General features: G+C 69.6%; 19 protein-coding genes and 2 pseudogenes. 7 read left to right on the plus strand and 14 right to left on the minus strand.

The genetic code is table 11. From position 1 onward, the window contains the following. Positions 1 to 29: 29 nt before the first annotated feature. Positions 30 to 318: pseudogene (locus tag ACFXHE_RS32105) on the minus strand (hypothetical protein); the annotation flags it as partial. A 305-nt stretch (positions 319 to 623) separates the two neighbouring features. Here ACFXHE_RS32105 and ACFXHE_RS32110 point away from each other — a divergent pair. Then, positions 624 to 1394: a 2-phosphosulfolactate phosphatase gene (locus tag ACFXHE_RS32110; RefSeq protein WP_379388283.1), complete on the plus strand. Its 771-nt coding sequence runs from the start codon at positions 624 to 626 to the stop codon at positions 1392 to 1394. A 56-nt stretch (positions 1395 to 1450) separates the two neighbouring features. Here ACFXHE_RS32110 and ACFXHE_RS32115 read toward each other — a convergent pair whose 3' ends face one another. Beyond that, a complete protein-coding gene (locus tag ACFXHE_RS32115; RefSeq protein ID WP_379388284.1) occupies positions 1451 to 1939 on the minus strand; it encodes a MarR family winged helix-turn-helix transcriptional regulator in 489 nt (162 codons plus the stop codon). A gap of 56 nt (positions 1940 to 1995) precedes the next feature. On the opposite strand from ACFXHE_RS32115, the gene ACFXHE_RS32120 reads away from it, so the two are divergent. The 4 genes from ACFXHE_RS32120 (at position 1996) to ACFXHE_RS32135 (ending at position 5431) form a co-directional block, all read left to right on the plus strand. After that, complete coding sequence (locus ACFXHE_RS32120; RefSeq protein ID WP_379388286.1) at positions 1996 to 2202, plus strand: hypothetical protein; 207 nt, start codon at positions 1996 to 1998, stop codon at positions 2200 to 2202. Positions 2203 to 2462: 260 nt separating this feature from the next. Next, complete coding sequence (locus tag ACFXHE_RS32125) at positions 2463 to 3122, plus strand: arsenate reductase ArsC (RefSeq protein ID WP_379388287.1); 660 nt, start codon at positions 2463 to 2465, stop codon at positions 3120 to 3122. Between the two features lie 48 nt (positions 3123 to 3170). Then, a complete protein-coding gene (locus ACFXHE_RS32130) occupies positions 3171 to 4130 on the plus strand; it encodes a LysR family transcriptional regulator (protein ID WP_379388289.1) in 960 nt (319 codons plus the stop codon). A gap of 176 nt (positions 4131 to 4306) precedes the next feature. Beyond that, complete coding sequence (locus tag ACFXHE_RS32135) at positions 4307 to 5431, plus strand: PLP-dependent cysteine synthase family protein (protein WP_379388291.1); 1125 nt, start codon at positions 4307 to 4309, stop codon at positions 5429 to 5431. A gap of 27 nt (positions 5432 to 5458) precedes the next feature. Here ACFXHE_RS32135 and ACFXHE_RS32140 read toward each other — a convergent pair whose 3' ends face one another. Continuing rightward, complete coding sequence (locus ACFXHE_RS32140) at positions 5459 to 6658, minus strand: erythromycin esterase family protein (RefSeq protein ID WP_379388293.1); 1200 nt, start codon at positions 6656 to 6658, stop codon at positions 5459 to 5461. 112 nt (positions 6659 to 6770) lie between these two features. Here ACFXHE_RS32140 and ACFXHE_RS32145 point away from each other — a divergent pair, with 112 nt between their 5' ends. After that, positions 6771 to 7490, plus strand: coding sequence for a MerR family transcriptional regulator (locus tag ACFXHE_RS32145; RefSeq protein WP_379388511.1), 720 nt, complete (start codon positions 6771 to 6773; stop codon positions 7488 to 7490). Between the two features lie 60 nt (positions 7491 to 7550). Here the strand turns inward: ACFXHE_RS32145 and ACFXHE_RS32150 are convergent. The 4 genes and pseudogenes from ACFXHE_RS32150 to ACFXHE_RS32165 form a co-directional block, all read right to left on the minus strand. Next, positions 7551 to 8360: pseudogene (locus ACFXHE_RS32150) on the minus strand (GAF domain-containing protein); the annotation flags it as partial. Continuing rightward, positions 8351 to 8629 carry a hypothetical protein gene (locus ACFXHE_RS32155; RefSeq protein ID WP_379388294.1) on the minus strand — a complete coding sequence of 93 codons (279 nt, stop codon included), beginning with the start codon at positions 8627 to 8629 and terminating at the stop codon, positions 8351 to 8353. The gene ACFXHE_RS32155 and the pseudogene ACFXHE_RS32150, both read right to left, overlap by 10 nt. 138 nt (positions 8630 to 8767) lie before the next feature. After that, positions 8768 to 9169: a nuclear transport factor 2 family protein gene (locus ACFXHE_RS32160; protein WP_379388296.1), complete on the minus strand. Its 402-nt coding sequence runs from the start codon at positions 9167 to 9169 to the stop codon at positions 8768 to 8770. 50 nt (positions 9170 to 9219) lie between these two features. Beyond that, complete coding sequence (locus tag ACFXHE_RS32165; protein ID WP_379388297.1) at positions 9220 to 9798, minus strand: TetR/AcrR family transcriptional regulator; 579 nt, start codon at positions 9796 to 9798, stop codon at positions 9220 to 9222. A gap of 42 nt (positions 9799 to 9840) precedes the next feature. Here ACFXHE_RS32165 and ACFXHE_RS32170 point away from each other — a divergent pair, with 42 nt between their 5' ends. After that, the gene (locus ACFXHE_RS32170) at positions 9841 to 10698 is read left to right on the plus strand and encodes a phytanoyl-CoA dioxygenase family protein (protein ID WP_379388299.1); all 858 of its coding nucleotides are present in this window, start codon (positions 9841 to 9843) and stop codon (positions 10696 to 10698) included. A gap of 3 nt (positions 10699 to 10701) precedes the next feature. On the opposite strand, the gene ACFXHE_RS32175 is transcribed toward ACFXHE_RS32170, so the two are convergent. From ACFXHE_RS32175 to ACFXHE_RS32205, 7 genes are all read right to left on the minus strand, one after another. Next, entirely contained in the window at positions 10702 to 10866 is a 165-nt protein-coding gene (locus tag ACFXHE_RS32175) for a hypothetical protein (protein ID WP_364611846.1), read from the minus strand. Positions 10867 to 11076: 210 nt separating this feature from the next. Beyond that, a complete protein-coding gene (locus tag ACFXHE_RS32180) occupies positions 11077 to 12732 on the minus strand; it encodes a DEAD/DEAH box helicase (protein WP_379388301.1) in 1656 nt (551 codons plus the stop codon). A gap of 236 nt (positions 12733 to 12968) precedes the next feature. Next, positions 12969 to 14324 carry a M1 family metallopeptidase gene (locus tag ACFXHE_RS32185; RefSeq protein ID WP_379388302.1) on the minus strand — a complete coding sequence of 452 codons (1356 nt, stop codon included), beginning with the start codon at positions 14322 to 14324 and terminating at the stop codon, positions 12969 to 12971. Beyond that, the gene (locus tag ACFXHE_RS32190) at positions 14324 to 18223 is read right to left on the minus strand and encodes a Pls/PosA family non-ribosomal peptide synthetase (protein WP_379388304.1); all 3900 of its coding nucleotides are present in this window, start codon (positions 18221 to 18223) and stop codon (positions 14324 to 14326) included. The genes ACFXHE_RS32185 and ACFXHE_RS32190 overlap by 1 nt, the downstream gene beginning before the upstream one ends. Positions 18224 to 18387: 164 nt before the next feature. After that, a complete protein-coding gene (locus tag ACFXHE_RS32195) occupies positions 18388 to 19332 on the minus strand; it encodes an alpha/beta hydrolase family esterase (protein ID WP_379388306.1) in 945 nt (314 codons plus the stop codon). Positions 19333 to 19379: 47 nt separating this feature from the next. After that, complete coding sequence (locus ACFXHE_RS32200) at positions 19380 to 19916, minus strand: gluconokinase (protein WP_379388307.1); 537 nt, start codon at positions 19914 to 19916, stop codon at positions 19380 to 19382. An 8-nt stretch (positions 19917 to 19924) separates the two neighbouring features. Continuing rightward, entirely contained in the window at positions 19925 to 21334 is a 1410-nt protein-coding gene (locus tag ACFXHE_RS32205) for a GntP family permease (RefSeq protein WP_379388308.1), read from the minus strand. Positions 21335 to 21396: the final 62 nt, after the last annotated feature.

The following is a 21396-nucleotide window of genomic DNA, read 5'->3' on the forward strand; positions in this document are numbered from 1 at the left end:
CCGCAGAGCACCAGGTCGAGCTGGTATCAATCGAAGAGGGGCAGCCAGCTCTCGCGGATGCCGAGATCGGCGCCGTTGAAGTCGGAGATGGCGGTGGAGAACGCGGTCTGACATATGACCACGAGAATCGGGGACGGTGAAATAGGTTCGGAAGGCGTCGTATCCGATCGGGCCGTTGCCGAGTTCGTTCTTGTGATTGCCGGGTGCGGGCATCCACGGCCGATTCCGTGCGGAACGGCCATTACTGGTGAACCAGTCGTTCCAGGTCCGCACCCGGTCCTGCGCCAGGGCGGCGTAGCAGAGATCGCCGTTTGACAGCGTCGAATGCCACGACACCACCGCCTCCCGCGCCGCGTCCGCGCCATACTGCAGATGCACCCCGCGCACCGCGGGAGCCTCCGAATCCGTTGGCTTCCGCCACAATTCGGCCGCCCCGCTCCCGCCCTCGCAGCGCAACCCCACAGTGCCCGCCTCTGGACCACTGCTCTCCTCTGCCATGCCTCGCAAGCTAATCGCGCCCCGAACGCCCCGGCATGCGACAATGCCCACTCCTACTGGCCGGAAATCGTGGTCGACGCACAGCGAAAACCATGTGGACGGCGTACGCGGAGAGGGGAATCGGAATGTCGGAGCTGCCCGCATGGTCGAGGCAGGACGGGTACGGAGTGCGATTCGAGTGGGGGCTGACCGGTGCGCGGGCACTCGGGCCGGGCTGTGCGGTGCTCGTGGTGATCGATGTGCTGTCGTTCACGACCGCGGTGTCGGTCGCCGCCGAGGCCGGTACGCGGGTGTTCCCGTATCCCGCACGCGATTCCACGGCAGCGGACTTCGCGGTGTCCCGGGATGCCCGGCTGGCCGTCGGCCGCAGTGCGATGAGCGCCGCGAATCCGTGGTCGCTGTCCCCGGCCGCACTGCGCCGGGCGCCCGCGACGGAACGGCTGGTGCTGCCGTCGCCGAATGGGTCGGCCATTTCCGCTGCCGTCGAGGGGATTCCGGTGGTGGCGGCCTGCCTGCGGAACGCGTCGGCGGTGGGCCGGTGGATCGTGAAGCAGGGCTGGGGTACCGGGGATCGGCCGGTCGGGGTGATCGCCGCCGGTGAGCACTGGCCGGGGCGGGAAGTGTTGCGCCCGGCGATCGAGGACTGGCTCGGCGCCGGTGCGGTCATCGGGGCACTGTCGGAGCACAGAGCCGGACCCTTGTCACCGGAGTCGATGGCCGCGCACGCCGGCTACTCGGGCATCCCCGACGTGCCCGCGCTGATCGGTGACTGCGCCTCCGGACGGGAGCTGGCCGCCATCGGATTCGGCGACGATGTGGCGATCGCTGTCGAGATCGACAGCAGCGCAGCGGTTCCCGTACTGAGCGGCGACAGCTTCGCCCACACCGCGGCCTGACCCTTACCCGCCGTGGTGAGATTCCGTGCGGCCGAAGAGAATGCGACGCCGACGGATCAGAGTTGGTAGCTGTCGATATCGAGGTCGGCCGGGGTCTCGCCGCCGGCGCGAGTGAAGGCCGTCAAGGCGCGGATCAGGTCGGAGCGGTCGGCTTTCGGCATCTGCTCCACGACGGCGGCGAGCTCGCGGCCGCGGTGCGTGGTCACCGCGTCGACGACTTCGCGTCCGTGCCCGGTCAATTCGATGATGAGCTCGCGGCGGGAGTCCGGATTCGGTTTGCGGTCCACCAGTCCCGCGCCGACCAGCCGGTCCACCATGCGAGCCGCGTTCGAGGGCTGGACATCCAGCGCGGTGGCCAGTGTGACGACCTTCGACGGCCCCCGGGTCGAGAGGATCATCAGGGTGCGGAACTGCGGGATGGTGATGGAGTCGTCGACCAGTGCCAGCGAGCGCGCCGAGAGCGCGACGAGCAATCGCGACGCGCCCAGCAGGGCATCGGTGATCTCGTCCACCGACTCCGCGGCCACCGCGTCCTTCGCCGCCACCACTACCTCCGCACGTTCTGCCGCTGCCTGATTGCTCCTATCCTGCCGGTTGCTCCGTGAGCGTGTGCAGCGGCGACCTGGTGGTCGCCTGGCGTCCGCCGGGCTGGAAGATCGGCATCGCCACCGCGCTGGTGGGATTCCTGGGACTGGCCCTGCTGCATTGGCTGTACCGCCGTGAGCGCCGGGCCGGCGACCTCGAAACTGGGCTGCCCGCAGACGATTTCGACCCGCTCACCGGGCCGCTGACACCGGTCCTGGTCTGATCGGCAGGGACGTGGCCCGCGTGGCGGGTGCACGGGTGTGACCGGTTTCGCCACGATGTCCGGTGCATGGCCGTGATCACACTTGCCCGTTGTGTCCGAATGTTCGCTGTGCGCGAAGCCGTTCGACGAGCGGTGCCGGGCCGGGGTTTGATGGTTGCGTACCGGTAGCGGTTACCTATCACCGCGAGCTGGTGGCGTTTCGCGGTCCAGCGGCGACCAGAGGACGGGGATAGGCTGACCAACGTGCAGAGGGAGCGATCGTGAACGAGACATCCGGCGCCGCCCTGCCTTCCACCGCTGCTGATGCGGACCGGATCTTCCCGGAGGAGGCCTCGGAACGGCTGACGGCGGAATTCGGGACGGTGGTGGACGCCATCACCGTCACACGCATCCTCGACAACTCTTTCGCTCACCTCGACGCCATCGGCATCGACCGCGCCCGACTGGCCGGGGTCGCCGAGCGGTTCGCGCGAGAACGGTTGACGGCCTTGGCCCGCGTCGAGGGACGCGCCATCCGCACCGGTCCGGCCGTGGTGTTCGTATGCACGCACAATGCGGGACGTTCGCAGATGGCGCTCGGATTCTTCAATCGACTGGCCGGGGACCGGGCGTCGGCGTGGTCGTGTGGCTCGGCGCCGAACACTGCGGTCAATCCGCTCGTCGTCGCCGCCATGGCCGAGCGCGGGGTCGACATCGCCGACGAATTCCCGAAGCCCTGGGCCGATGAGCTGATGCGGGCCGCCGATGTGGTCATCGACATGGGCTGCGGTGACACCGATCCGATCATCGCCGGGCACCGCTTCGAGCAGTGGCCGCTGCCCGATCCGGCGGGCGAGGGTATCGAGGAGATCCGCGGCATTCGCGACGCGATCGAACTCCGGGTTCGCCGCCTGGTGGCCAATCTCGGACTGGCGGCCTGACCAGCGCCTTTCCCGGCCCCACGACCTGGTGTGCCTAGGATGGGGACCATGCTGGAGATCAGGCAGCTGAAGATCTTCAGGGCGGTCGCGCGGACCGGGTCCTACTCCGCCGCCGCCCGGCAGCTCGGCTACACCCAGCCCGCGATCAGCCAGCAGATCAAGGCCATGGAACGGGTGCTCGGCACCCCGCTGGTGACCCGGTCGGGCCATCAGCTGCAGCTCACCGAGGCCGGTGCGGCACTGGCCCGGCACGCCGCGACCGTGCTCAGCAGTCTCGACGCGGCCGAGGCCGAGATCCGGGCGCTCACCGAACTGCGGGCCGGGACGGTCCGGCTGGCGGCGTTTCCGAGCGCGTGCAATCTGCTGGTGCCCAAGACCATTGCGCGTATCCAGGCCGCGGAACCCCGGCTGAAGGTCGCCCTGATCGAGGCCGAGCCGCCGGAATCGGTGGCCATGCTGCGGGCGGGGGAGTGCGAGATCGCGATCGTCTTCGACTATCCGCACGGCAGGGTGCCGGACAGCGAAAGCTCCTGTGGCGCAGCCAGTCCCGACCTCTCCGAGCTGAATGCGCACACCTTGCTCACCGATCGGCTGCGGGCACTGCTGCCGGCCGGGCACCGCCTGGCGGGGACCGCACGCACCACCCCGATGCAGCTGTCGGAACTGGCGAAGGAGACGTGGATCGCGGGCTGCCCGCAGTGCCGGGGACACCTCGTCGACGCCTGCGCGGACGCAGGATTCCATCCGGACATCGCCTATGCCACCGAGAATCCGGGCGCGGTCGCCGGATTGGTCGCCGAGGGGCTGGGCGTCGCGCTGGCCACCGAACTCGCGCTGTCCGGTGTGCCGGCGCCGGGGGCGGTGCGCTCGCTGCCGGTGGAACCCGCCATGGAGCGGCGGGTGCTGGCGGTCACCCTGCCCAAACTCGAGGCGGTTCCGGCGGTGCGCGCGGTCATCGGCGGACTGCGGGAGTCCGCGCGGCTGGTGGAGGCCGCCGTCTCGCACTAGCCCCGATGGTGGCCTCGGCGTACGGGTCACCGCGCCGAGCCATTAGCGGAGCTTTCACCCCCTATTACAGATGCTTGGGAAATATCGCCCCAGGTCACACTGGGAAACGCCGATTGCCGGATAGCGTCGAAGGTGCCCTGCTCCGCTTCGCGGGCCTGAACCAGAAGGACACCGAGATGGCTGTGACCCAGGACAACACGCTCGTCGACGAGACCGACATCGACCGCTCCGACCCGGAGTACCGGAGCTGGCTGCGCGAGGCCGTACGCAAAGTGCAGGCCGACGGCAACCGCTCCGCCGACACCCACCTGCTCACCATCCCGCTGCCGCCGGAATGGGGCATCGACCTCTACCTCAAGGACGAATCCACCCATCCCACCGGCAGTCTCAAGCATCGGCTGGCGCGGTCACTGTTCCTGTACGCGCTGTGCAACGGCTGGCTGCGGCCCGGACGCCCGGTGGTGGAGGCGTCCAGCGGATCCACCGCGGTGTCGGAGGCGTACTTCGCCAAGCTGATCGGCGTGCCGTTCATCGCCGTCATGGCGCGCTCCACCGTGCGGTCCAAGATCGACCTCATCGAATTCCACGGCGGCGCCTGCCATCTCGTCGACGACCCCAGCGAGGTGTACGAGGTCGCGGCCCGGCTCGCCCGGGAACGGGGCGGCCACTACATGGACCAGTTCACCTACGCCGAGCGCGCCACCGACTGGCGGGGCAACAACAATATCGCCGAATCGATCTTCCGCCAGCTCGAACAGGAGCGTTACCCCGAACCGAGCTGGATCGTCGCCACCGCGGGCACCGGCGGCACTTCCGCCACCCTGGCCCGCTACGTCCACTACACCCAGCGCGCCACCGGCATCTGCGTCGCCGACCCCGAAAACTCGGCGTTCCTGGAAGGCTGGCGCACCCTCGACCGAAACACCACCTCCGCCAAGGGATCCCGCATCGAGGGCATCGGCCGCCAGCGCATCGAACCCAGCTTCCTCCCGCACGCCATCGACCGCATGATCCGCGTCCCCGACGCCGCCTCGGTCGCCACCGTCCACCTCCTGCAGCGCCTGCTCGGCCGCCGCTGCGGCGCCTCCACCGGCACCGGCGTCTGGGCCGCCTTCGCCGTCATCTCCGGCATGCTCGCCCGAGGTGACCGGGGCAGCGTCGTCACCCTCCTCTGCGACCCGGGCGAACGCTACCTCGACAAGTACTACAGCGAGGCCTGGCTCGCGGGACAGGGCATCGACCCGACGCCGTATTCTGTTCGGCTGGAACAGTTTCTGCTCACGGGTGAGCTCTCCCGTTGATGCATCGGTTCGCTGCCGCCGGTTCCCCTACCAATACTGATGGCGCTTTCCGTCGGTGTCGGCGATGAAGACGACCGCGGCCGCGCCGGACAGGTCGGCGAGGGTGAGTGGGATGTGGCCGGGCACAATCGGTGTGCTCGTGCCGGTGGACGGGGAGAGTGCGGCGCGCAGGGGCGGTGCTGGGAAGAGGGTGCGGTGGGGTGTGGCTGCTGCCAGTGAGTGCTGGAGTGTGTTCGGGTCGGGGGCGGGGCTGGCGTCGGTTGCCACGAACAGGTAGCGGTCCGCGAGCGTCATGTGGACGAGCGCACCGGCATTCGCCCAGCTCTTGGCGTCATCGTGGGCAGGGCTCAGGAGGGCGTTGTGGGCGAAGACCAGGGATGGACCCCGGTGTTGTTCCTGGGCGACTATGGCAAGGAGGTTGTCGGCCATCATTTCGACGCGGAGGCTGAAGACGGCGTCGATGCGGTCGGGGGTGTCGGTGGCCATGGCGGCGTGGTAGCGGAGCAGGCCCTGCGCGGTGCGGGCGTGGGACACGGCTCGGTCGTAGGCGGCGGGGTCGGCGGGGCGCAGGCCGGGGGACGCGCGGTGCAGTGCGCTGGCGAGGTCGTCGGCGAGCAGGCGCAGGGCGTGGGCTCGAGGGGAGTTGCCGATGGATGCCGCCGGGTCGTACATGGCGGCCGGATTGGTCCAGTCGGTGTCTTCACCGGCCAATTCGTCGAGTTTGCTTGCTGATTCGGGGCGCAGGGCGGCGGGCAGGCAGTCGGCGGCCCGGGCGAGGGCATGGCGTGGGCCGGGGCCGCCGGCGTATTCCACCGGGGCATCGAAGCCGTGGAAATGCACCCGATCCTCCGGCGCGCGGGCGGCATTGTGCGCGCGGAGCCATTCGACGAGTTCGCGATTGCCCGGCACCGCGCCGAAACCGTGGCTGAACCCGGTGGCAAGCACGGTGTCGATCTCGGTGGCCGCGCCGCACACGTAGTCGTCGACAATGGACGCGGCGAAGTAGTCGGTCTCCAAAACGATTGACCGGTAACCCCGTTCGACGAGGTGACCGAGAACGTCGTTGCGCAGCAGCGGGAATGCGGCGATGCCATGTGTCGGCTCGCCGAGCGCGAACAGGGCGGGCGGTTCGGTGTGGGTGGCGAGCAGGTCGTCGAGGGCGCGGCCCAGGTTTTCCGGACCGTCGATCGGGCGGCCGATGGCCTGTATTGCGGTGGCAGTTGACATGGAGACCCCTTCCAGAAGGAACTGCCTTCGACACTATCGTTGAAGGTTCGAGTGAAACTTGCCCGAGCGTGACCACATATCAGATGTTCGAACCCTCAAACGGAGGTGCGATCTGCGACCCATCGATCTCGCGCGGGAGCACGGATTGTCCGCACAGGCCATCCGCAACTACGACGAGGCAGGCGTCCTCCCGCCCACCGAACGCAGCGAGACGGGCTACCGGCGCTACACACCCCTGCACGCCCAGGCCCTGCGCGCCTTCCTGGCGCTACGCCGTGGCCACGGCCATCAGCCGGCCACCGACATCATGCGCGCAATCAACCGCCGCGACACCGAAGCCGCCTACCGGCTCATCGACGCCACCCACCTCGCCCTGCACGCCGAACGCGTGACCCGAGCCGACGTCGCTAGGGCCCTGCACAGCCTGTCCACCCCGATCCCGCCGGATACCCCGCGCAGGCCGCTGACCGTGGGCGAACTCGCCCGCCGCCTCGACCTGCACCCGGCGACCCTGCGCACCTGGGAAACCGAAGGCATCCTGCATCCCGACCGCGATCGCGCCACCGGCTACCGCCACTACGGCCCGGACTGCGTTCGCGACGCCGAAATCGCCCGCCAACTGCGCCGCGGCAACTACCAGCTGTCCCAGATCACCCAATTCCTCGACGCCCTCCGAACCGCAGGCGATACAGGAGCTCTGACCGTCTTCCTCGACACCTGGCAAGAACGCCTGACCACCCGCAGCCGCGACCTCCTCACCGGCGCAGCCCAACTCGACGCCTACCTCACCCTGCTCGATCAGCGCGGCCCCGAGGCGATTCGGGATCGGTGACGGCCATGTTCCCGACGGGGGCATCCGCTGTACGGCCAGCCCGGTGGCGAACAGACGCTGGATGACCCGGTCGTGCAGATTGCGTGCGATCCGGTCGCGCTCGGAGAGGACATCGAGCTCGCGCATGCGGAACTGATTGTCCGCCAGGCGTAATGCCAGCGCCGCCTGACCGGCGAAGACCGTCATCATGGCGATGGCGGAGGCGTCGAAATCCGGTTCGCCGGGCGCGCGCAGCACGCCCAGCACACCGAGCATGGAGCGGCGGGCCCGCAGGGGGAGCAGCAGCACCGGGCCGAACTCCGTCCGCAACTCCGGAAACGGGTTGAGCGCCAACCCTTCCGTGGCCACGCATTCGGCGGTGCGGAATACGGTGCCGGTGTGCGAGCCCTCGATCGGGATGCGGCGCGACAGCAGCGCGGACGCGGGTACTCCCGCACCCGCCGACACGATCAGTTCGGTGACCGCGTCATCGGAGAGCTCCAGATCCTCGGGCAGCGCCACGAACGTGCACACCGAATCCGTCAGTGTCAGTGCGCGATCGGCGATCAGCTCGATCACCTCGGCCGGGTCGCCGCCGCCCAGCAGTTCGGTGGCCACGTCGCGGATCGACTCCAGCCACAGCTGCCGCAGTTGCGACTGCGTGTAGAGCCGGGAGTTCGCCACCGCGATACCGGCCGCGGCGGCCAGTGCCCGCACCACCACCTCGTCGTCCTCGGTGAACTCCTGGCCGTTCACCTTCTCGGTGAGATAGAGACTGCCGAACACCTCGTCGCGCACCTTCACCGGGACGCCCAGGAAACTGTGCATGGGCGGGTGATGCTCCGGAAACCCGATCGAGGCCGGATGGTGGGAAAGATCCTTCAGCCGTAGCGGTTTTCGTCGTAGACGAACACCGACAGATTGTCGCCGCTGCTGCGCGTCTCCCGCACGCCCAGCGCCCCGTAGCGGGCGTCGACCAGTTCGATGGCGGTGTGCACGATGGTGCGCAGCGTCTCGTCCAGATCCAGGCCGGAGGTGATGACGAGCATGGCGTCGATGAGCCGATCCATGCGGTCGTGCACATCCACCACCTGCGCGATGCGCTCCTGCACCTCGGCGAGAAGTTCACGTAGCCGCCACTCGGACAGGGCCTCCACCATCGGAGTTCTATCGCCTGGATAAGGCATCGGACCGCCCGACATGCGGGGGGATTCTTCCACTCCGGCGATTTCGCGCGCGACCAAAGCACAAACATCCCAAGCGGTTCGGGGAGCGAGTGCGTCGGGTTTGCCGGAGCGTCAGGGGTGGAGGGGTTGCCGGCGTGGGACTACGCGGCGATGGCTGATGCGCCAGCCGGAATCGGTGCGGACGACGAGGTCCTCGTAGGTGACACTGGCGGTGGTGCCGTCGGTCCTGACCGCGAGGCCCTTCGACAGGGCCTGCACGGTGTCGGATGTGCTGGGCGACACCACGATATTGGTGACGTGATGCCCCAGCGGGTTGCCGTCGCCCAGCTGGAGCGCCATATCGCGCAGGGCATCCCGGCCGGTGACCACGCCCGCGCCGTAGGCGGTCAGGTCGTAGGCGATGTCCTCGGTGAAGACCTCCCCGAAGCGGTCGAAGGCGCCGGCATCGCTGAGATGTCCGTGCAGGGCGAGCAATTCGTGAATGGCCAGCCGGTCGGCCGTGGAGATTGACATAGCACGCAGTGATACGCGGCCGCTGGCGCGATCGCCAGTTGTTTTGCGGATCAGGGCAGGGACAGCGACGCGGCGGTGAAACGCCAAAGACGTTCGGCGGCAAGGTCGACGGGCGGACGGGGATGCACGCGCAGCTGCTGGGCGATGCCGTGACGCAGGCCGCCGATGACATACGCGCCCGCGCTGTCGGGGTCGAGATCGGCGGGGATCTCGCCGGTGGCCTGCCCGCGGCGGATATTCGTGGCGGCCGCGTCGCCGAGATTGCGGATGTAGACGGCCTCGATCTCGGTGAGGCCCGGATCGGGCGCCGCGCGGTTGAGCAGCAGCGCCGCGAGCGGGTGCTCGAAGTGGAAGGCCACGAAACAGTGGGTGCGGGCGCGCTCGCGGGTGGCCCAGTCGCCGTCGGCCGGGAGTCGATCGTCGGCGATGGCCCGGCTCAGGCCCTCGTAGAAGTCGTCCCAGATGGCCGCCAGCAGACCGACTTTGGAGCCGAAGTGGTGGTACATCGCGCCGGTGCTCAGTCCGGTGCGGCGGGTCAGCGCGCTCAGCTCCAGGGTGCCGTTGGCGTGGACCAGTTCGTCGCGGGCGGCGTCGAGTAGTTGTTGACGTCCGATCGGTGCTCGTGCCACAGTCGAACAATAACAGAACTCAGTTATGTAAAGGATGGCGGGATGAGCGCGAAGGTGACATCGCTACGCGATCTGGACGGCGATCTGGCCGGAACCTACCGGCGCACCGCGAGCAGCGGCGCGAGCGTGGATCCGGCGGTGGCCGCGGCCGATCTAGCCGCGGTCGAGCGGGACGGCTACGTGATCCTGCACGACATGCTGACTCCGGCCGAGCTCGACCGGATCCGGGAAAGTGTTGTGCCACTGCTGGATCGGATCGGCCGGAACAATTTCGAGGGGCACTCGACACAGCGCATCTACAGCGTGCTGAACAAGACTCGCGCCTGCGACCGCATCGCCGACCACCCGCGGGTGCTGGCCCTGCTGGACCGGCTGTTCCTGCCGAACTACCTGCTGTCCATGCTGCAGGTGATCAACATCCTGCCCGGCGAGCAGGCGCAGATGCTGCACACCGACGACGGCTTCTACCCGCTGCCGCGGCCGCGAAAGGGGTTGGGGGCGGCCACCATCTGGGCCATCGACGACTTCACCGCCGAGAACGGCGCGACCGACATCATTCCGGGCAGCCACCTGTGGGGCGACCGCCTGCCCGGGGAATCCGACCGTCGCGAACCGGTGGTGATGCCGGCGGGTAGCTGCGTTTTCTTCGTCGGCACCCTGTGGCACGGCGGCGGTGCGAATCGCTCCGCGCATCCCCGCCTCGCGCTCACCGCCCAATACTGCGAACCGTGGCTGCGCCCCCAGGAAGCGTTCACGCTCTCCATGACCCGCGATACGGTCCGCGCGGTGTCCGAGGATATTCGCCGAATGCTCGGCTACAGCATTCATCCGCCGTTCATCGGACAGGTCGACGGCATGCACCCCAAGCGGCTCCTGGAACCCGGCGCACCCGCTCTGTAATGCTCAGCTGGCCAGTTCCCGGGCCAGCTGCACGGCCGCTTTCATATCCGGCGCGTACCCCACCCGCCACTGCAGCCGATCGACCGGCGTCACCGAGACCCGATAGCGATTCTCGACCCGTTCGAACTTGACGATGACCCGCTCGCTCAATGGGGCGTCGGTCTTCATGACTTGCTCTCCTGACCCCTGTCAAAGCGTCCGGGACGACAGATGAGAATTCACGAGGTAAGAGCGGGTAGCAGCTTGCTATTCAATAACTGTAGAAAAATCTGCGCCCGCTAGATACGGGCAAATGTCACATTCTGGACGCACCCTCCCGCGCGCCGCCGCGCCGCGGCCGCACCGGCGAGGTGGCCGCGGCGTCGGTCGTCGGGGGTGTCAGTTGCCGCGACGACGGCGAGGGGCGCCGTCGGTGCGCTGGGATGCGGTCCGGCCGGCGGTGCCGCGGGTACGCGGTTCGGCGGGGGCACCCTGCCGCGCATTGGCCGTGCCGCGGCGCTCGGTCCGGGTGCGGGTGCCCTGGTCCTCGTCGCGGGTGCCGCCGGTACGCGGATTGTGGCCGTTCGACGTGCTCGTGGCTGAGGCTCGAGGCTTGCCGCCGGCACGGCCTCCGGCGCGGCGGACGGGCCGGCCGTCGGTGGCGGTGTCGTGCTTGCGGGCCGCGGGGCGGTCGGGGGTGCGCGCATCGTCGGTGTTCTGGGAGCCCTGCCTGCGGCGGTTCCGAGGTGCGGTCTGCTTGGCGTCGGTCGCGGCCGGGCGGGTCCGCTTCTTGGGCTGGCGGGCTCCCCGCGTGGGCGAGGCGGCCGACGTGTCCACGCGGTGCGGTGCGGCGACCTCGGCCGCGGGGAGGGCGACCAGCGGGGCCACCTCGCCGATCAGCTGCGTGACCGCCGGGGAGTCGGCGGTGACCGACTGCGGGGTGGCGGTGATCTTGGCCTTGCGCATGAGGGCGGCGAGGTCGGTGCGCTGGTCGGGCAGGACCAGGGTGATGACGTCGCCGTGGTTGCCGGCGCGGGCGGTGCGGCCGGAGCGGTGCAGGTAGGCCTTGTGCTCGGCGGGCGGATCCACGTGGACCACGAGTTCGACGCCGTCGACGTGGACGCCGCGGGCCGCGACATCGGTGGCGACCAGGACCTTGGCGGTGCCGGAGGCGAAGGCGGCGAGGTTGCGATCGCGGGCCGGCTGGGTGAGATTGCCGTGCAGGTCGACGGCGGGGATGCCGGCGGTGGTGAGCTGGCGGGCCAGCTTGCGGGCCTGATGTTTGGTGCGGGTGAACAGGATTCGGCGCTCCGACCCGGAGGCCAGGCGGTGCACGACCGCGCGCTTGGCCTCCGCGGTCGGCACCTCGAACACGTGGTGGGTCATGGCGGCGACCGGCGAATTCGCTTCGTCCACAGCGTGTTTCACGGCATCCGGCAGGAACCGCTTGACCAGCTTGTTGACGCCGTTGTCCAGGGTGGCCGAGAACAGCAGGCGCTGACCGTCTTCGGGCGTGGCGGCCAGGATGCGGGTGACGCCGGGCAGGAAGCCCAGATCGGCCATGTGGTCGGCCTCGTCGATGATGGTGATCTCGACCGAGTCCAGGCTGATCAGGTCCTGCCGCATCAGATCCTCGAGGCGGCCCGGGCAGGCGATGACGATGTCCACGCCCCGCTTCAGCGCCTGCACCTGCCGATGCTGGGAGACGCCGCCGAAGATGGTGGTCACCGACATGCGGTAGGCGGCCGCGAGCGGCTCCAGGGTGGCCGCGATCTGGGTCGCCAGCTCCCGGGTCGGTGCGAGCACCAGCCCGGCCGGGTGATTCGGCGCACACCGCTGCGCGCGCAGGCCGAGGCGATCCACCATCGGAATGGAGAACGCCAGGGTCTTTCCGCTGCCGGTCCTTCCACGCCCGAGCACATCGCGCCCGGCCAGCGAATCGGGCAGGGTGTCGGCCTGGATGGGGAAGGGCTCGGTGATGCCGGCGTTGGTGAGCGCACGGACCAGGGGGTCGCGGACGCCGAGCGCGGCAAAGGAGGCAGGGGCAGAAGTCATCGGTGTTGCAGTGCCTTTCGGGCATCGGGGTGTGCCCGAGCCGTGCTGCGGATCTCGGATCCGCGCCGGGGGCACAAGGTGGCGAGATTGCCAGTGGGCAAAATCGATCGCCGTAAGGAAAGCTAAGCCGCGCAGTGGGGGCTGCTTGGAGGTTCGTAGCGATCTACGACGCTGATGTGACCGTGCGTGTGTCTGGGCCCGGCACATCCATGATCAACAACGTGTTCGCTGGGAGTCTACCCGGTATCGGAATTGGCCCCGAACGCGGGGAGCGCGGGTAGTTGGGGTAGGGGCCGGGCGTGTAGCCAGCTGTCCCAGAGTGATCGCAGTGACCTGGTGCTGTAATGCCCTGCCAGGTCGGTGAATTCCTCGGTGGTGATCGAGGCGTGGCGATACCGCGCGGTCCACTCGCGCAGCAGATCGAAGAAGACGGGATCACCGAGTGTGAGCCGCAACGCATGCAGTGTGAGCGCACCGCGCTTGTACACCCGGTCGTCGAACATGTGGTCCGGTCCGGGGTCGGCGAGCAGGAGGTCCTGCGGCAGCCGCGCCAGATTCCGGTGTGCGGTGCGCGCCAGCTGGTCCGCGCTCGGCCCGCCGGCCTCCTCCGACCAGATCCATTCCGCGTAACAGGCGAAGCCTTCGTGCAGCCAGATGTCGCGCCAGCGCGCGATGGTGAGGCTGTTGCCGAACCACTGGTGGGCCAGCTCGTGCGCGACCAGCCGCTCGTAGCCGCGCCGCCCGTCGCAGTGGTTCGCCCCGAAGACCGAAATGCCCTGCGCCTCAATGGGAATCTCGAGTTCGTCATCGGTGACCACCACCGTGTACGCCTCGAACGGGTACGGCCCGAACTTCTCGGCGAAGACCTCCATCATGCGCGGCTGCCGCGCGAAGTCGTGCTCGAAGGCGGTGCGTAGCCGCGGCGGCAGCACCGCCTGCATGGGCACCGCGCCGCGCGGCGCGTCGACCCGCTGCTTGCGGTAGTGGCCGATCTGGATGGTGGCCAGGTACGTGGACATCGGCTCGGGCTGCTCGTACACCCAGGTGGTCTGGCTGGCCTTGGTCTGCTTGCGCACCAGGGTGCCGTTGGCCTGCGCGTAGTACGGCGAGTCGGTGGTGATCGAAATCCGGTAGCTGGCCTTGGAACTCGGGTGATCGTCACACGGGAACCAGGAGGCCGCGCCGTTGGGCTGGCTGGCCACCAGCACGCCGTCGGTGAGCTCCTCCCACCCGACCTCGCCCCACGGGCCGCGCAGCGGCCGAGGCGGGCCCGCGTACTGCACGGTGAGCGCCAGCACCCCGCCCGCCGGAATCCGCTGCCGCGGCGTGATCACCAATTTGCCGCGCTGATGGGTGAATTTGGCGGGCTTGGCCCCGTTCACGAACACCTTGGACACCGCCAGCGACTGAGACAGGTCCAGCGCGAACCGATCTCGCACCCCGGTGGTGACCGCGGTGATGTCGGCCCGCCCGGCCAGCCGGTTACTGGCGACCTTGTACACCAGCTCCAGCTCGTAGCGGGAGACCCGGTAGCCGCGATTCCCGTTCTGCGGCAGGTAATCGTCGATGGGCTGGTCGAGCCGGTCGGGCATCAGCGACCGCCCTCCGGCCAGGGCGCGATGGGGTTGCCCCACCAGCGGGTGGACGGCGGCACGCTGTCGCCGCGCATGACCAGCGAGGCCGGTCCGATGGTCGCGCCCGCGCCGATCACGCTGGCGGGCAGGGCGACACAGTGCGGTCCGAGAGTGGCGCCCGCACCGAGGGTGACGGTGTCCATGGCCATGATGCGGTCGTGGAACAGATGGGTCTGCACCACGCAACCGCGTTCCACGGTCGCGCCGTCACCGAGTGTCACCAGGTCAGCCTCCGGAAGCCAATAGGATTCGCACCATACCCCGCGGCCGATGGTGGCGCCGAGTCCACGCAACCAGACATTCAGCACGGGCGTACCGGTCGCGGCCCGCGCGAACCACGGCGCGGCAACATGCTCCACGAAGGTGTCGGCGACCTCGTTGCGCCACACGAAAGAACTCCACAGCGGATGCTCCTCGGTGCGAATCCGGCCCACCAGCAGCCATTTCGCCAGCACCGAGGCCGCGCCGGCCGCCGCGCCCGCCGCCAGCAGCACCACACCGCTGAGCAGTGCGGCGGGCAGGTGGCCGAGGGTCCGGGCCAGCCAGGCCAGGGCGAACAGCACGCCGAGGCCGATCGCGAAGGTCACGAACACCGGGATCAACCGGCAGGTCTCCACCACCGCGCGGGCCACGCGCAGCCGGAACGGCGGATCGAAGGTGCGTGCGGTGTCACCGGATTCGGCGGCGCGGCGCAGGCGGGTCGGCGGGCTGCCCAGCCACGACGAACCGGCCTTCGCCTTGGACGGTGCGGCCGACAGCACGGCGACCAGGCCGTTCTTGGGCACCCGCCGCCCGGGCGCGGTCATGCCGGAGTTGCCGAGGAAGGCGCGCTTGCCGACCTTGGCCTCGCCGATGCGCAACCAGCCGCCGCCGAGTTCGTAACTGGCGACCATGGTGTCGTCGGCCAGGAACGCGCCGTCGGCGACCACGGTGAACTTCGGCAGCAGCAGGACCGTCGAAACCTCCACGCGCTTGCCGACCTTCGCGCCCAGCAGGCGCAGCCACATCGGGGTCAGCAAGCTGGCGTAGAGCGGGAACAGGAAGGTGCGCGCGGAATCCAGCAGCCGTTCGGTGGCCCACGCCTGCCAGCCCGGGCGGCTGCGCACGGGGTGATGGCCCTCGGTCAGCCCGATGCCGAGCAGCCGCACGGCCACGATGGTGACCGCGGCGTACACGCCCAGCACCAGCAGCATGGCCACCGGCAGGACGGCGAAGGCGCGTTCGAATCCGGCTGCGAGCGTCCGGGTGTCGTGAATCCACCAGGCGATCAACAGACCCCCGGTGGCCAGCGCGAAGATCGGTACCGCGGCCAGCACCATGGAGGTGATGCCGAAGATCGCCACCCAGTGCGCGGCCCGCGCGGGTGTCTCGTCGGGCCAGCGGTGCTGTGCCCGGCCGACTTTCACGGCGGGCGAGCCCGCCCACTCCTGTTCGGCCTTCACCTTGCCCGACACCGAGGAGCCGGGCGCGATCTCGGCATTGCGGCCGATCCTGGTGCCGGGCAGCAGGATCGAGCGGGCGCCGATCACCGCGCCCGGCCCGATCTCGATCGGCCCGATGTGCACGAGATCGCCGTCGATCCAGAAGCCGGACAGGTCCACCTCGGGTTCGACGCTGCAGCCGTCGCCCAGTTCCAGCATGCCGGTGACCGGCGGCAGCGTGTGCAGGTCGACGCCCCGGCCCACTTTCGCGCCCAGCGCCCGCGCGAAGGGCACCATCCACGGTGCGCCCGACAGGTTCTCGGCGCCGCTGGCCTCGGACAGTCGCACGGCCGTCCACAGCCGCAGGTGCACCTGCCCGCCACGCGGGTAGGTGCCCGCGCGCACGCCGCGCAGCAGCAGCCGGGAACCGGCCACGCACAGTGCCATCCGGCCGGGCGGGGAGATGAAGAGCAGGAACGCCACCAGCATCCACCACCACGACAGGTGCGGCAGCCACGGCAGCGACCCCGACCAGGCGGCGACATTGCCGACGATCGCCAGCCAGGTCAGCCATTGCAGACCGGTCAGGGTAGTGAGCGGAATCGTCGCCAGTACCTGGAACAGCTGCGCCGACCGGGGCACCGGCCGGACCAGTCGCTCCTCGACCGCGGCGGTCGGCGCGAAACCGTCGAGCAGGGCGGCCAGGGCGCCCAGCCGCGGATGGTCGTAGAGGTCCGCGACGGCGATGCGCGGCTGCCGTTCCCGCAGCGCCGCCACCAGCTGGGCGGCCGCCAGCGAGCCGCCGCCCAGATCGAAGAAGTCGGCGTCGGGGTCGGTGACCTCCGCGCCGAGAATCGAATCCCACAGTCCCGCGACCCACCGCTCGGTCTCGGACAGACCGCTCTCGGGGGTGGCGACGATGGCCTTGGGCAGCGGCCAGGGCAGCGCGTCGCGGTCGACCTTGCCGGAAGTACGGGTGGGCAGTTCCCCCACCACGGCCAGTCGCGGCACCAGCGGGGCCGGAAGCTGTTCGGCGAGAATGGTTCTCGCGGCGGTGAGGTCGTAATCGGCCCCGGGTCCGGTCAGGTAGCCGACCAGGATCTTGTTGCCCGCCTTGGTGGTCCGGATCGCGGCCGCCGCGCCCGTCACACCCGGCAGATGCCGCAGCGCGTTGTCGATCTCGCCGAGCTCGATGCGGCGGCCACCCAGTTTGATCTGATCGTCGGCCCGGCCCAGGAAGACCAGTCCCTCGCGATCGTTGCGGACCAGATCGCCACTGCGGTAGGCGCGTTCCCAGCCGACCGATGGCAGCGGCGCGTACTTCTCGGCGTCCTTGGCCGGGTCGAGATAGCGTGCCAGCCCGACGCCGCCGATGACCAGCTCACCGGATTCGCCCTCGCCCACCGGATCTCCGGCCGCGTCGACGACGGTCAGGTCCCAGCCGTCCAGCGGCAGCCCGATCCGGATGGGGAAGCCGCCGTCCAGCAGCGCGGCGCAGGCCACCACGGTGGCCTCGGTGGGGCCGTAGGTGTTCCACACCTCGCGCTCGGAATCCTGGTTGCCGGCAAGCCGTTCGGCCAGCTCGGGCGGCACCGCCTCACCGCCGAAGATGAGCAGCCGCACGGGTTCGAGCGCCTCGGCGGGCCAGGTGGCCGCGAGCGTGGGCACCGTCGAGACGATGCTGATCTCCCGGCGGACCAGCCACGGCCCCAGATCGGCGCCGGTCCGCACCAGCGCGCGTGGCGCCGGGACCAGGCAGGCGCCGTGGCGCCACGCCAGCCACATCTCCTCGCACGAGGCGTCGAAGGCGACCGACAGTCCGGCCAGCACCCGATCCCCGGGCCCGATCGGCGTGTCCTGGAGGAACAGCCGCGCCTCGGCATCGACGAACGCCGCGGCATTGCGATGGGTCACCGCAACACCTTTCGGTGTGCCGGTGGAGCCGGAGGTGAAGATGATCCACGCGTCGTCGGCGGGCGTGGGCGCGGCCGTCGACGTGACCTGGTCGCCGGATTCCCTTGCCACTCCGGTGGATTCGATCCCGGCCGCGGTCACGATGGCCGAGACCCGGGCCTCCCCGAACACCAGCCGGGCGCGTTCGTCGGGATCATCGGCGTCCACCGGCACGTACGCGGCTCCGGCGTGCAGGACCGCCAGGATCGTGATGTACAGCCCGCGCGTGCCGGACGGCATCCGCACCCCGACCCGGTCGCCCGCCCGCACCCCGGCCGCGGCCAGGCGCTCGACCTCGAGCGCGATCTCCGCGAGCAGCTCCGCGTATCCGAGCTCCACCTCACCGTCGTCGAGGGCGGGTGCGTCGGGGTACGCCGCGGCGGTGGCGGCGAGAACATCGACCAGTGTGCGGGCCGGCGGCGCGAGGGCGGCCCGCAGCATCGGGTTCGCGACTATCTCGGTATCGGCCTGCTGTTGCGGCATTAGGTGCTGCCCACCTCTCGTGGAACCATCCGGCGCTTGTGCGTTGGTTGTTTCATACGAGAGTTACCGACAGGCAAACTGTGAGGCGGCCATTGGTCCACGGTACCGGTACGTCCTGGTCGTCCCGTGTTCACCTGGCGGCCGTGCGTGGATTCGCCGGGCGGCTAGGCGTGGAACTGTGCGAAGAATTGCCAGATCACGTCGGTGGCGTCGAACTGGTGGGTGACCTTGCCGACAATCACCTGCGGCAGGTATTGCGGGCCGTCCGGCCAGGTGTGGCCGCCCTCGGCGATCGAATAGAGCTGGACCTCGGCGCCGTTCGCGCAGTCGGAGGACTGGACGGTCACGGTGGTGCCGTCGTCGGTGCGCTGCGGGAGCGTGGTCGTGATGGCCGCGTCGCAGGAGTTCTTCTCCCGCCACAGCTGCTGGGTGTCGTCGACCGAGAGCACCGGGCTCGAGCCCGCGCCGTGGTGGCCGGAGGTGACGCGCACGACACCGCCGCCGTAGGGGACGATCGGGTCGGAGGTGCCGTGGATCTCCAGGACCGGCAGGGAATGGGTTGGGGTGCAAGCGGATACGTCGGCCTGGGGGAGCGGGCCCGCCACCGGGGCGATGGCCGCCAGCTTCCCGGACAGGCGGCAGCCGAGGTCCTCGGTGAACATGCCGCCATTGGACATGCCGGTGGCGTAGACGCGGGTGGGGTCGACGGAGTCGTTGGCGATGATCCGGTCGATCACGGCCGCAACGAAACCCACGTCGTCGATATTCGCGGCGCCGGCATTGGTGTCGTCGCCGCGGCCGTCGTTCCAGGACTTCTCGTAGCCGTTCGGGTAGACGGCGATGAAACCGTCGGCGTCGGAGGCCTTGTCGAAGCCGAAGGAACCGGCCATGTTCTCGGCATTGCCGCCGCCACCGTGGAAGGCGAGCACGGCGGGCACCAGGCCCTGGGGTCGGTTGGCGGGGTAGTGGACGATGTATTGCCGCTGCAGCCCACCGTATTCGAGGGTGACGGTGGTGTCGCCGGCGGCGCGGGCCTGCGGGTGCCCGCACCCGGCGGCCATGAAGGCGGTGGACAGCAGAATCGCTGCGGCGAATCTCGGTGCGTTCACGCGAGTGATCGTAGAGAGGCAGCCTGAAGCTGAGCTGAAGCTTCGTGTCAGCTGTGAGCCCGGATGGCGGCCAGTGCCGCGGCGGCGACTTCGTGTGGGGGAGGGCCGATTTCAATGCTGAGAATATGCTCGTCGGGTCCCGGCGCCTCCAGGGTGCCGAGCTGGGAATCGAGCAGGCCCGGCGGCATGAAATGGTCCATGCGCGCGATGAGGCGGCGCCGCAACTCGTCCCGGGATCCCGTGAGATGCAGGAAGGTCAGCACCGCGCCGGGGTGTCCGGCGAGGCTGCGGCGCAGCACGTCCCGGTAGGAGCGCTTCAAGGCCGAACAGGTCACGACCGCCGAGCGGCCCGCCGTGAACTCGTCGGACATCCAGGCCGCGATGGCCTCCAGCCACGGCTCCCGATCGGCGTCGGTGAGCGCGTGGCCCGCGGCCATCTTGGCGATATTGGCGGGCGGGTGCAGGTCGTCGCCCTCCAGGAGATCCCAGCCCAGGCTGCTGACCAGCATGCCCGCGACCGTGGATTTCCCGGATCCGGAGACGCCCATGAGCACCACGATCTGCGGTCGCGCGGGGGTTGCCATCGCTGCTCCTAGACGACCGCGCTCAGGGCGAGCACGCCCGCCAGCCCGGCCAGTGAGATCACGCATTCCATCAGGCTCCACGACTTCAGCGTCTGCACGACGTCCAGGCGCAGATACTCCTTGACCATCCAGAACCCGGCGTCATTGACGTGCGACAGGAACAGCGAGCCCGAGCCGATCGCCAGCACCATGAGCGACACGTGGGAGGTGCTGAGCCCGGCCGCGACCGGAGCGAGAATGCCCGACGCCGTCACCGTCGCGACGGTGGCCGACCCGGTGGCGACCCGGATCAGCGCGGCCACGAACCAGGCCAGCAGCAGCACCGGCAGGCTGCTGTCGCGAATCGCGTCGGCAATGGTGCCGGCGATGCCGGTGTCGACCAGCACCTGTTTGAAGCCGCCGCCCGCGCCGACGATCAGCAGAATGCCCGCGACCGGCGGCAGCGCGCTGTTCATGGTGTCCGCCAGGGCGTCCCGCGTCATGCGGCCGCCGCGGCCGAGCACGATCATGCACACGATCAGCGCGATACCCAGCGCGACGACCGGGGTGCCGAGCACATCCAGGACCTTCTTCACCTGGGACCCGGACTTCGGCGAGACCACGTCGAAGACCGCGCTGCCCAGCATCAGCACGACCGGCAGCAGGATGGTGGCCAGCGTGGCGGTGAAGCTCGGCCGCGGCCCCTTCTCCGCAGCGGGCGGCCCGGCGGGCTCACCGGTCGAGAACAGTTCCGGCACCGGCACATTCACCCAGCGCGCGGCCAGCTTGCCGAACAGCGGCCCCGCGATGATCACCGTCGGCACCGCGACCAGCACACCCAGGCCCAGCGTCAGTCCCAGATCGGCCTTGAGCGCCGCCACCGCGACCAGCGGACCCGGGTGCGGCGGCACCAGCCCGTGCATGGCCGACAGGCCCGCCAGCGCCGGAATCGCCACCGCCATCAGGGGAAGTCGCGACCGGTTGGCGACCAGCAGGATGACCGGCATCAGCAGCACGACGCCGATCTCGAAGAACATGGGCAGGCCGATGATCGCGCCCACCAGGCCCATCACCCACGGCAGCGCCCGCGGCCCGGCCCGGTTCACCAGGGTGTCGACCACCTGATCCGCGCCGCCGGAATCGGCGAGCAGCTTGCCGAACATGGCGCCGAAGCCGATCAGGATGCCGACGCTGCCCATGGTCGAGCCGAAGCCCTTCACGAAGGAGGCCACGGTGTCGGCCGCACCCAGCCGGGCGACGAGCCCGACCGTGATCGCGCCGATGGCCAGCGCCAGGAACGGATGCATTTTCAGCCAGGTGATCAGGCCGACGATGAGGGCGACACCGAGCACGGCCGCGGTGATGAGCTGGGCGCTGCCGGTGTGCCGGGTGGCCGCGTCGGCCAGGTTCGCGACAGCGAGGGGTTCGAGGTTGGGCATGACGCTTCTTCGAGTCGAGGTGGAGTGATCCAGGGCACAGAGCCCAATATGGAGGACTATAT

The sequence above is a fragment of the Nocardia sp. NPDC059229 genome (genome assembly GCF_042754165.1).
In the GTDB taxonomy this organism is placed as follows: Bacteria; Actinomycetota; Actinomycetes; order Mycobacteriales; family Mycobacteriaceae; genus Nocardia.